At 55.2% G+C, this 11,893-nt stretch carries 10 protein-coding genes; 2 read left to right on the forward strand and 8 right to left on the reverse strand.

What is annotated here, in order from left to right:
• Window positions 1-26: 26 nt before the first annotated feature.
• Window positions 27-995, reverse strand: coding sequence for a beta-hydroxyaspartate dehydratase BhcB (gene bhcB, locus ACR0B5_RS05750; protein ID WP_170747388.1), 969 nt, complete (start codon window positions 993-995; stop codon window positions 27-29).
• On the reverse strand, window positions 995-2,185 hold the full coding sequence (bhcA, locus tag ACR0B5_RS05755; protein WP_170549605.1) for an L-aspartate--glyoxylate aminotransferase BhcA: 1,191 nt from the start codon (window positions 2,183-2,185) through the stop codon (window positions 995-997). The genes bhcB and bhcA overlap by 1 nt, the downstream gene beginning before the upstream one ends.
• 168 nt (window positions 2,186-2,353) lie before the next feature.
• On the opposite strand from bhcA, the gene bhcR reads away from it, so the two are divergent.
• A complete protein-coding gene (bhcR, locus tag ACR0B5_RS05760; RefSeq protein WP_480539075.1) occupies window positions 2,354-3,190 on the forward strand; it encodes an HTH-type transcriptional regulator BhcR in 837 nt (278 codons plus the stop codon).
• A 7-nt stretch (window positions 3,191-3,197) separates the two neighbouring features.
• On the opposite strand, the gene ACR0B5_RS05765 is transcribed toward bhcR, so the two are convergent.
• From ACR0B5_RS05765 to ACR0B5_RS05790, 6 genes are all read right to left on the reverse strand, one after another.
• Complete coding sequence (locus tag ACR0B5_RS05765; RefSeq protein WP_480539077.1) at window positions 3,198-4,040, reverse strand: bifunctional allantoicase/(S)-ureidoglycine aminohydrolase; 843 nt, start codon at window positions 4,038-4,040, stop codon at window positions 3,198-3,200.
• A gap of 2,260 nt (window positions 4,041-6,300) precedes the next feature.
• Window positions 6,301-7,278 (reverse strand): zinc-dependent alcohol dehydrogenase family protein, encoded by a 978-nt coding sequence (locus ACR0B5_RS05770; protein ID WP_480539079.1) that lies wholly within the window; start codon window positions 7,276-7,278, stop codon window positions 6,301-6,303.
• 89 nt (window positions 7,279-7,367) lie between these two features.
• Entirely contained in the window at window positions 7,368-8,213 is an 846-nt protein-coding gene (locus ACR0B5_RS05775) for an enoyl-CoA hydratase/isomerase family protein (protein WP_170667773.1), read from the reverse strand.
• A 92-nt stretch (window positions 8,214-8,305) separates the two neighbouring features.
• The gene (locus tag ACR0B5_RS05780) at window positions 8,306-9,094 is read right to left on the reverse strand and encodes an SDR family NAD(P)-dependent oxidoreductase (RefSeq protein ID WP_480539081.1); all 789 of its coding nucleotides are present in this window, start codon (window positions 9,092-9,094) and stop codon (window positions 8,306-8,308) included.
• A 12-nt stretch (window positions 9,095-9,106) separates the two neighbouring features.
• Window positions 9,107-10,072, reverse strand: coding sequence for a TIGR03571 family LLM class oxidoreductase (locus tag ACR0B5_RS05785; protein ID WP_480539083.1), 966 nt, complete (start codon window positions 10,070-10,072; stop codon window positions 9,107-9,109).
• 13 nt (window positions 10,073-10,085) lie between these two features.
• Complete coding sequence (locus ACR0B5_RS05790; RefSeq protein WP_480539085.1) at window positions 10,086-10,862, reverse strand: CmcJ/NvfI family oxidoreductase; 777 nt, start codon at window positions 10,860-10,862, stop codon at window positions 10,086-10,088.
• Window positions 10,863-10,969: 107 nt separating this feature from the next.
• Between ACR0B5_RS05790 and ACR0B5_RS05795 the strand changes: the two genes are divergently transcribed.
• Entirely contained in the window at window positions 10,970-11,881 is a 912-nt protein-coding gene (locus ACR0B5_RS05795) for a LysR family transcriptional regulator (RefSeq protein ID WP_480539087.1), read from the forward strand.
• Window positions 11,882-11,893 lie beyond the last annotated feature (12 nt).

The raw sequence follows: 11,893 nt of genomic DNA on the forward strand, positions 1-11,893 counted from the left end.
CGGGATTGATGTCTGTTGCGACTGGGTCAGGTGTTCAGCCAGGGCAGCTTGTCCAGATCGACATTGCCACCGGTGATGATCAGGCCGACCCGCTTGCCTTTAAACGCGTCGGGGTTCTTGAGGATTGTGGCCAGAGGCACGGCCGAGGACGGCTCCATCACGATCCGAAGGTGTTTCCACGTCAGCTTCATCGCGTCGATGATTTCTTGTTCCGAGGCCGTGTAGATCTCGGAAACGTGGTTCGAAACGAAGTGCCATGTCAGGTCTTTCAGGGGCACCAACAGGCCGTCAGCAATGGTTTTTGGCGCGTCATCGGCGATGATGTGGCCCGCCTTGAAACTGCGATAGGCGTCGTCGGCCTGTTCAGGCTCCGCCGCAATGATTGCGGTTTCGGGCGCAAGGGTGGACAAGGTCAGGCACGTGCCAGACACCATGCCGCCGCCGCCGATGGGGGCAACCACCGCGTCCAAACCATCGGTCTGTTCGATGAATTCGCGCGAGCAGGTCCCCTGTCCGGCGATCACTCGCGGGTCGTTGTAGGGGTGGACAAAATCCCCCCCCGTGGCCGCCTGAACTTGGGCGAAGGTCGCCTCGCGAGAGGTGGTTGAAGGCTCACACTCGGTGATTTTTCCTCCGTAGCGACGCACCGTGTCTTTCTTGGCCTGAGGCGCCGTGCGCGGCATCACCACGTTGCATGGAATACCGCGCCTCGATGCGGCGTAGGACAGGCACGACGCGTGGTTGCCCGAGGAATGGGTGGCAACCCCTTTTTGCGCCTGATCCTCGTCAAGGCCGAACACTGCGTTGGTGGCGCCGCGCACCTTGAAGGCACCCGGTTCCTGAAAGTTCTCGCATTTGAAGAACAGCTGGGCGCCCGTCAATTCGTTCAGGTAGTCCGAGGTCCGAACCGAGGTCCGGCGGATGTAAGGCTCAATCCGGGTATGCGCTTCGAGCATGTCCTCATAGGTCGGGATATACATGGAGAGGTCCTTCATCATGCAGCGTCCTTTTGAACGGCGGCTGGATGGCCACGATAGTATTCCTGGGCCGCCGCCACGCCCGAACCCAGTTGGATGTTGAGGCCCAGGTCGACCATGCACATTTCGGCCGTCGCGATCCCCGACAAGGCCATAACATCGGTCAGGCTGCCCAGATGTCCGATCCGGAAGACCTTGCCAGCGACTTCGCCAAGGCCGACGCCAAAGGCGACACCGTATTTCTCGGCGGCATGGGTGACGATATCGGTCGCGTTGAAACCATCCGGCGTGCGGATCGCGCTGACCGTGTCGGAATAGACCGCAGGGTTCGCGGCACAAAGGTCCAGCCCCCATGCGCCTACAGCGGCACGCACCCCTTCGGCAATGCGGGTATGGCGGGCAAAGACGTTCTCCAACCCTTCCTTCAGCAACATGTCGCAGGCCTGGTTTAGGCCATTCATCAAGCCGACGGCAGGCGTGTAGGGATAGGCGCTGTTTGCGTAGCCCTTGGCCATGTCATGGACGTCAAAGAAGGTGCGGGGCAGGGTGCCGGTTTTGGAGGCTTCCATCGCCTTTTGGCTAAAGCCGACGATCGCGAGACCAGCAGGCAGCATGAACCCTTTTTGCGATCCGGTGACGGCCACATCGACGCCCCATTCATCAAAGCGGAAATCCATCGACGCGATGGACGAAACACCATCAACGAACAGCAATGCAGGATGCCCTGCCGCGTTCAGCGCCTTGCGCACGGCAGCGATGTCCGACTTTACGCCAGTCGCCGTTTCGTTGTGTGTGGCAAGAACAGCTTTGATCTCGTGGTTCGTATCGGCGGTCAGGATCTCTTCGTAGCGGTCGGCAGGCAGGCCTTGGCCCCACGGGGTTTCGACGATCTCGACGTTCAACCCATGGCGTTGGCACATGTCGATCCAGCGATGGCTGAACATACCGTTGCGCGCGGCCAGAACCTTGTCTCCGGCAGATAGGGTGTTGGTCAAAGCTGTTTCCCAGCCGCCCGTCCCGGTCGAGGGGAAGATGAACACCTCGGCGCTGTCGCTTTTCAGAACTTTCCGAACACCTGCGCGGGCAGGGTGCAGAATTTGCCCAAACAGCGGTGACCGGTGGTCGATCGTGGGCATGTCACAAGCCTTGCGCAGGCTTTCAGGGATATTGGTCGGGCCTGGAATGAAAACGGGATTTTGAAAGCTCATGGATGGTCTCCTTCCGTCGTTGGGGACATCCTAAGGCCAAGCTTCTTGATTTTAAATTTTTTTGAAAACGATTTTCAAAAACTAATAATCGTGATTTAATTTATAGTTGTCAGCATCTTATGTTTTTCATATGATGAATTAAAATTTCGAAAAAATCCGAAGGTTCTTATGGTTTCTCAAAAAAATGGCGCTGGTTCCCCTCGAAAAGCCAGGGGAAGGCCGCGGGGATGGGATGACAAAACGGCTCAGAACACGATCAAATCCCTCGATCGAGCGATGGAGGTTTTCGAGTATCTGAGCGAGGCGCAAGGCAAGTCATTGACGATGCTGTCCGATGAAATGCAACAGTCCCCGGCCACGGTCTATCGCATCCTTGTCACGCTTGAGGGCAGGGGCCTGGTAGAGTTCGATCCCGTCGAGCAGATCTGGCATATCGGCCCCCGTGCCTTCGTAATAGGTTCGCGATTTCTTCGGCGTACCAGCCTTGTGGATCGGGCAAGACCGGTGATGCGCAAGCTGATGGAAGCTACGGGTGAGACCGCCAATTTGGGCATTCAGAAGGAAGGCTCGGTCCTTTTTCTAAGCCAGGTGGAAACGCATGCCAGTATCCGGGCATTCTTTCCGCCCGGGACACTATCGCCGATGCACGCGTCGGGGATCGGGAAGGTCCTGCTGGCGCATATGGATGAGGACCGACTGGACAGATTGCTGGCCTCCGTCCAGCTGCAGGCGTTCACGGACCGGTCGATCACGACTGTAGAAAGTCTGAAACAGGACCTGACTTCTATCCGCGCGCGAGGTTTTTCGATCGACAATGAAGAGAAAAATGAGGGCATGCGCTGTATCGCAGCGCCGGTGTTCGACGTGAACGGCGAAGCGGTTGCGGGGATTTCCGTTTCTGGACCAACCAGCCGGGTGCGCGAGAACGGGATCGAACAACTCAGCCGCCCCGTGATCGAGGCGGGCCGAGCATTGACTCAGTCCATCGGAGGAATCGTGAACTGAGAGGCCTTTATCGTCGGTTGGCGGCGGATCCAAGGCGCAGAGGCATGTGTCGGTTCACATCCTTATAGAGAAGGTACCGGAACTTGCCCGGACCACCGGCGTAGCAGGCCTGTGGGCAAAATGCGCGCAGCCACATGTAGTCTCCGGCCTCGACCTCGACCCAGTCATTGTTCAACCGGTATACCGCCTTACCCTCAAGCACATAGAGGCCGTGTTCCATTACGTGGGTTTCGAGAAAAGGGATGACTGCGCCGGGTTCAAACGTCACCACGGTCACATGCATGTCGTGGCGCAGGTCGCTCGGGTCGACAAATCGCGTCGTCGCCCATTTCCCATTGGTGCCGGGCATTGTGGTCGGTGCGATATCGTTTTCGTTCAGCACGAGGACATCCGGGGTCCCGAACCCTTCAACGGCCTCATAGGCTTTGCGAATCCAATGGAACTTTAAGGTGTTTTCAGAGTGATTGCGCAAGGTCCAGTCACATCCGGGCGGCAGATAGGCATAGCCGCCTGGGGTCAGCTCATGGCGCGTTCCTTCAGCGATCAGTGTCGCGGTGCCTTCGACTACGAACAGAACACCTTGGGCCTCAGTGTCGGTTTCGGGCCGGTCCGAACCTCCGCCCGGCCGCACCTCCATGATATATTGCGAGAAAGTCTCGGCAAATCCTGTCAGTGGGCGCGAGATCACCCATAGGCGCGTATCGTCCCAGAACGGCAGAAAGCTCGTCACGATATCTCGCATGGTGCCCTTGGGGATCACGGCATAAGCATCCGTAAACACCGCGCGGTCCGTCAGCAACTGGTCTTGTCCGGGGTGTCCGCCATGGGGTGCGTAGTATTGCTTGCTCATGTGTGCTCCTGAAGAAAAGCCGTGCCCGTTTACATATGCTCTGGTTCTGAGGATCGAACCAGCCGTAAGGAAGCGACAGCTCTCTCTGCGAAAATTTGACAATCATGGAAATTGTTTGGAGATTTTGAGGATCCACCTAGCGCCGGACGATTTCCCTATTTGATCCGCAAGAAGTAGTTTCGCAACGAGTTTGCGTTGCGATTCATGAGCCGTTCGGCGTGTGCATAGTCTCAAAAAGCCATTCTCTGACACAGTCTATTGATGTGCTGCGTATTATCAATGGACGGCCACCATAGCGATTTGCTAAATAAGTGCCTGTCATCAACCTTGAGGTGAATCCGAAAACGGCCAGGATTATTGCCAATAACCCAGTTCGCGCACGGCCGCGTTCCGCAACTTCCGGACACAGCCTGTCGACGCAGATCGTTACACCTTGCGGGAACAAATTGTCGATGAAGCAATTTCGGGCAATGGCCTGCTGGGCATCCGGCTGTCCGGCACTGGAAAGCCCGTGTATTGTAAGATGCCCGCTTCGTCTCGGTTTGTCAAAATCGGGGCACTAGCCGTGGTCATCTTTCGCTTGGTTGAGTTGATGGCGCATCGGACACTAGGGATTAAGAAGAGGGGACTCCTTGTTCGGTGGCCGTGAATGGGCGGCTGCCGATACCCAAACGGTAGGAAGCGTAGGACATGATCCGTATGGGAGATGCCGGCATCCTCATCATTTCGCCCGAGCAACTACGTAGTCCGTCCATCCGATCGGCTATGGTGCAACGCGAGGCTAGCTTGCCGGCGACTAACAAGGTGTAATGTGATGAGAAATCAGGGCCATGATTTCGGTCGCAACTACAGGTATCTGTAGCGGTACATCAAAGAGTTCTCGTCCGATCAACCTCCTGAGCCGGTCCAGTGCTTCATGGCCACCGTAGAACCTGAAGTTGTGGCGGATGTCATCGATCATTCCCAATTCCATATCGGTGTTTTGACAGTGATCAAATGGCCGCTTCCCTCTGAGGGCTAATCCGGCACCGTGATATCTTGGATGAAGCTCAGTGAGATCGAGCGAGTTGCTTAGTTTCCGAATTCACACGGCACGGGCAACGAAAAACCGATATCCAACTGATCGTGCATACCGACTACGAGCTTAAAATTTAGGCATTAATGTGGAACACCAGATAACGCTGGCGACCAGCTCGCATTTGGCTCGGCATGAAGTTGTAGCAGTCTTGAAAGTTCTGTGCTGGATCTATGCGCATTGGCGAAAGACTGGCAAAATCAGGGAAGCATACTGCGAAAAGCTGCTGAATATCGTAAGGCAACCAACACTGACCCCTGCGGATGAAGGGATACCCACGATCAACTTTGAGAAGTCAACGTTTTTTTCATAGGCGTAGGGCTTGTCGTCAAGAAGACACTAGAAAGAGAAAAGATCAGTAGGATTTCGGCTTTTGGTTTCCAATACCTGAAGTCTATCCGCCGTTTCGGCTAAGAGTTCCTGGACTGGCCCATGACCTCTTTGTTTGAGAAGGTACTAGACGACAGCCACGTTGAAAAAGATTAATAGCGATCAAAGAAAGCTTGAAACCGCTAAGTAAAATTGGGCCGTGATGACTTCTCGTTGATCGACGATTGATCACGAAATTGCCAAACACACCAGCGGTGCCTTTTTGGCATAGCGCGCAGGTTCGGTCCATTTCGCCCATCATCTTTTCGTAGACATCTAGGCTAGTGTCTTGACTCCGATGCATTTTCAGGGTGTTTCCGTAGGTGTGTCCCCGATCATCTTCAATTCCGAAACTGGCGGCGGTTAGCGACACCAACGAATGGAAACAGGGCACGCGCTGCCTCTCGTAAGGGGGCTTTACATTCTGACAATCCTCGAGGCTCTGGCGATCCTTCAAACTTGGTTGCATGCAAGCAGCCCTCATGCCGAGCTTTGCGTTCAATTAAAGTGTTGACTAATAGCAAGAAGTTCACGTCAGTATAGATGTCGGATCACTTTAATGGTGGTGCTGCGGTTCCAACAAAATCAGTTGCTTAGAGTTTTGAATTTTTAAGTCTCTAGATTGCGTGACTATCTGACCGTGCAACAAAAAGCAGTCCTTCATTTAACGCGCAGAGAGTGACTACGATGAACCCAAAACAACCTTTGATGTATTTTCACGAAGGTCAGCTTAGTATTGATTGGCTGCGACAATTGAAGCCCATTTAGAGTTGGCGCGCATGACTATTGCTGTGCACCAGTCTTGGCCTAGTCAGATTATTGTTCTACAACGACCTTTCCTACTGCATCTCTGGTCGTCAGGTGCGCATAAGCTGCACCGAGATCGGCCCACCCAAACTTTTGTTCGTCAACAATCGGTTTGAGCGCGCCGTCATCCGCCAGATCTGCCAGTATCCTCAGGATGTCGCCATGTGTTTGACGCCCGACATCGTGCATCATCGGGATCAGCATGAAAACGACGTGCAGAGACAGACCTCTGAAATGCGCAGGCGTCAAATCGATCTCGACCATCGCGACCGTTGAGGCAACTTGACCATTGAGTTTGGCGGCGGCGAATGAGTTTGTCATGTTCTGCCCGCCAACGCTATCAAACACTACATCGAAGCCCACACCGCTGGTGTGCTCAGCCACGTAGTCCTGGACCTTTTGCGTTGTGAAATCTACCGGCCGCGCGCCCAGCTCTTCGATCAGGGCCATCTGTTCCTCGCCACGACCAGTCGCGGACACTTTGGCGCCAAGATGGCGGGCGATTTGGATGGCAATATGGCCAACGCCACCTGCACCACCCTGCACCAGCACGGTCTGACCTTCGCCAACACCGGCACGGGTCAGCCCTTCATAGGCGGTGATGGCGACGAGAGGTAGCGCTGCAGCTGCCCGCATGCTCAACGTCTTAGGTTTGTGCGCGATCAGGCGCGCATCTGCGTTAATGTACTCTGCCAAAGCGCCGGGGAGATCCATCAATCCACCAGCGCAACCGTACACCTCATCGCCTATGGCAAAACCTGTCACATCGTCGCCAATCGCAACAACCGCACCAGCGAAATCCATGCCAAGTACGGCGGGCAATTGGGGGGACAGAGGCAGGTCCGCGCCCATGCTTCGGATCATTGTGTCGACGGTGTTGACGCTGGTCGCGTCTACTTTGACGACAACATGTCCGGGTGTCGCGACCGGATCGGGAATTTCAGCAAGCTCGAACAGCGCATCGGGTCCGTAAGAATTGAGAACCATTGCTTTCATTGGGATTTTCCATTTGTGAGATGCTGTCAGGCCCACGTCGGAACCACGCACGCCTGACGAGACTATTGTCTTGGGGGTGGTCAGTTGATGTCCTGCACCTGCATCACCAGATCGCCCCATTTGCGCTGGTTCTCGATGTCGTGTTCCAAACCTTGTTCATCCGCGATCGTGAAACGTTTGACCGCTGGAGTTTTGCTGGTCGCCTGATACAGCCAATAGGCTTCGGCCTTCAGCGCCTCATCAATGGGCTTGTCGATGGATTCATAGACCATCTGCTTGCAGGCATTGATCGACTCTGCAGGGAATTGTGCGATGCGTTCGGCCAGCGCGGTTACATACGGGCCGATTTCATCCGGCTCCAATGCCTTGTTGATGGTGCCCAGACGTTCGGCATCATCCGCGTCATAGTCTTGTGCGCTCAGGATGATCTCAAGCGCTTTGCCAAGGCCGGTTTGGCGGGCCATGCGCGAGGCGCCACCGCCGCAGGGCAGGATGCCCATTCCGACCTCCATCTGCATGAACTTGTACTTTCCCCGCGCGGCAAAACGCATATCCAACGCCAAGGCCAACTCGTGCCCGCCACCGCGCGCAAACCCTTCCAGCTTAGCAATAGTGGCCTGTGGTACCTTGCTGATCCGCTCGCAAACCGACTGCAGATCCAAAAGCTGAGCGTCCTCGCGGGACACGGCTTCGGTCGACATGTCCTTGAGTAACTCGGTATCGTAGTGGCAGACCCAGATTTCCGGATTGGCCGACTGAAAGATCACGACCTTGGTGTCGCGGTCCCGCTCTAGCCGCATTGCCAGACTGTTGAGGTCGGCCAGCATTTCCTGGCCCTGTACGTTCACAGAGCCGAAGTTGAAGGTGACCGTGGCGATGCCGTTCTCAACAGCTACGTCAAAGGTTTGAAAGTTCTCGTATTTCATCAGGCAGTCCTTTCTTGGGCCTCGACGCAGCACACGTGAGGGGTAGGGGAGTGTTAAAGGTTGAAGTGCTCGGCGTTTTCGCGCCGGGATGGTCAGCCCGTCTGGCCGATCAAGTCTTTGATGGTGTTCATGACGTCGGCAGCGTGGTTTTCGTCGAGCGCTGCGGCATGGGGATCAGCGAAAGCCCCACTGTCATTGTCGAAATAGGCTCCTGACGCATCCGCAAACCGCGCACCCAAGGCCGCGTCAATCAAGATATCAGCGCCGATGTTCATATCGTTGCCGGCGAGGCCAAAGCCTTCTTTCACCATTTTTGATGCCAAAAGAGATCCGGGATTTACGGCAACCATCACAGGTGCATTGGACAGGGATTTGGCCCATTCGCGGGTCCAGATGGTGATCGCCAACTTGCTTTGGGCATAGGCTTCCATGTCAGCCATTGGCACATTGCCCTGCATGGCATTGAGGTTCACCGGGGCCTGTGCCGCCGATGAAAGATTCACGACACGACCGTCGGCAGGAATGATCGGCAGCAGCAGTTTGGTCAGAAGATACGGTGCAAGCGTGTTCACTACAAAGCGAATGTCCTGACCATTTTCCAGCACGGATTTCGGGGCTTTCAGCACACCTGCGTTGTTGATCAATACATCCAGTTTATGATGCTTCGCCTGAACGTTTTCGGCCAGTCTTCGAACCGCGGAGAGATCGCTGAGATCAGCGGCATAGGTTTCGACGTCCCCGCCGACGGCGGCAGCGGCGCTCTCCAATTTGGATGCACTGCGTCCATGGAGGAGCACTTTGTGCCCATCGGCTGCCAGCTTCGTTGCTGTCAGCAGGCCAATGCCGTCGGTCGAACCTGTAATGAGAATAGTCTTGGTCATCAGTCTAATCCTTCAGGAAAAGTCAGGCAGCAGAGTATCCGCCAGATGTTCGAGGGTTGTATAGATCGGTGCTTGATTGAATCTTAGGTTCAGCGCGACGTGATTGACCCCGAGCGTTTCAATCTCGCGCAGATAACTGCGAAGGAAGTCGGTGCCAGATTGAAATCCAAGATGGATCGGGCGCGGAGATGCGGCAGCGTCGGCAACAACATCGACATAGAGCGATTGCATAACAGGCTTATCCGGTTGACCTGCCGCCTTCACGCGTCTTCGGTAATCCGCGATGACTTGACCCTGAGCCGCCGCATTGCGCGGATATGTCATCCAACCATCTCCGTTCTGCGCAACCCAATCAGGTGTTTGTTGGCTACCTCCAGTAATGAGCATCGGCAGGCGCGTCCCGTGCGGCTTAGGCAATAGATCAATCCCGCCATGCAGTTTGCCCTGTGCATTTTCATGCTTGGGGTAAGCCGATCCAACTGCGCGGATGTACTCAACACTATCGCGGAAACGTGCCCCGCGGTCGTCAAAGCTCTGGTTCATCGCCGGATATTCCTCGGGCCGGTCACCGGACGCGATACCCAACAACAACCGCCCGCTCGAGAGCACATCTGCTGTTGCTGCCGCCTTGGCGACATGAGCGGGGTGACGCAATGGCAGGATCACGCTCGACGTTCCAAGCGCAATCCGATCCGTCGCCGTTGCCAATGCCCCCAGATAGACAAATGGATCGAAAACTTGCCCGGGATCACCGAAGCTTGGAACATTGAACGGCACGTCGCGTAGCCAAAGTGCTGCGAACCCAAGCTCCTCGGCTTTCTGAGCCGCGTCCAAATGCCCTCGTAGCGTCGGTTCTGCCCCGACGGCATAGGCTTCGAGAGGCAATACAAGGCCGACGCTCAGTCGTCCGGGACGGAACACCTGGTTGTAGGCCAAATTGATTTGCTCAAACCCAGCCAGCTGCGTTTCATCCAACATGTCTGGCCCTCTTTTAATAGCGCACCAAAGTGCGGCTTTCGATGCTTTTGCGAATGGTAGTGATGTTTGGATCCTCGACCATATCGAGTGCGCTATGAGCAATCGAAGCCAGGCCTTGATTGTCATATATGTTGAAGACCGCGACCTCATCCGGTGTCATTTCGGATTGATAGATCCATTCATGTTTGGGGTTTCCCGCCAGCCCCATGATTTGCCCCACGCGGTCAGGATAGATCAGGTCCAGTAGAATCCAGTCAGACGGGTCGACAGACGACGGCCGTACAAAGCCCAGAGGTGCCGAATTGATCCGATGATCCACAGGGCGCCACACATTGACAAAAGCGTAGTGACTTTGCGCCCACTCTGCTGCGGTCTCGGCGCCCAGCAAGTCGACAAGCCGCTGTTCGGCTCCGTCCTTGCTGTAGTCGCTATGAACATTGCGCGCCGGTTTACGCGTTGCTTCAGGGTCATCCACTCGAAGTGTGTGATCAAAAACCACGACCTCTCTCGCATCCAGCTTGTCCATCAGCATAGCCTTGATTTCGGCATCGTAAATTGGTTTCCAGCTGTCGCCTGCAAAGTCTCGGACCTGCGTTTCAAGTGGCATGATTTCAACGGCATCACACGCAAAAGAAACCGACGAGGTCGTTGCGCGGTTGTCTGATAGCACAACGGATGTTGCGACCAGTTCAGGGGAAATCAGGTTGCCAGCGACCCCGCCAGCATCAAGCTCAAAAGCTTGCCGGTAGGATTTGTGAACATGGTAGTTGACCGTGGCCGTCCGTGTCATTTGCGCCTCCTGCCTAAGCTGTGCTGTCTCTGTGAAAGGGATTTAACCTTGACCAAATTGAAAATAAACCGCCTATTCCAGTATTGATAATTCGGAAAATAAATATAATGGGCTTAGACACAGACGCGCTTCGATTGTTTATTAGGGCAGCAGACATGCTGAACATCAGCGCGGCGGGGCGTGATCTGGGTATGGCCCCAGCAGTCTCCAGCGCAAGGCTTGCCAAGCTCGAACAGAACCTCGGTTTCGAGCTTTTGCACCGCACGACACGCAAAGTGTCGTTGTCGGTGGAAGGAGCGGATTTCCTGCCCTTCGCTCGTGAGATCATTGCGCAGGAAGAGGCGGCATTTGCTGCTTTGGGCAAGCAAATGACAACGATCAAGGGTACATTGCGTTTTGCTGCGCCAAGCAGTTTTGCACAGCTCTACATCGCGCCAATCCTGCCAAAGTTCCTTGAACAGCACCCAGATCTCACGCTCGATCTGCGGCTTTCGGATGTGCAGTTCGATCTGATCGAAGGAAGCTATGATCTGGCACTCAGGAACGCGCCACTTGTCGACACCAGCCTGAAGGGCCGCAAACTGGCTGATGACCAGCGTATTCTTTGTGCTGCACCACACTACCTCGACACGCACGGCGTTCCTGATACACCAGCCGATTTGACAAACCACCGTCTGATCGCTTTCCAAAACCTACAACCGCGGTCGCTGACAGGACCGGCGGGCGAAAACGCTGTTTTCGATCCTACCTCAGCCAAAGGCCAATTGATTATCGATGACGGTCAAAGCCAGGTCCGCGCCACACTAGCAGGAGCAGGTATTTCTTTGAATGCTCGATGGAGCGTGCATGACCAACTGAAGTCAGGCCGTTTGGTTCGGGTTCTTCCAAACTATGAGGCCAGTGAAGACAATGTCTTGTGGCTGATCTACCCCAAGTCCAACGTATTGTCCCCCAAAGTGCGGGTGTTCATGGACTTTCTGGTTACAGAGATAAGCGCAAAGCCTCCTTGGGAAACGTGAGCGCGATAGGAA

This window comes from Ruegeria sp. AG1 (genome assembly GCF_056541705.1).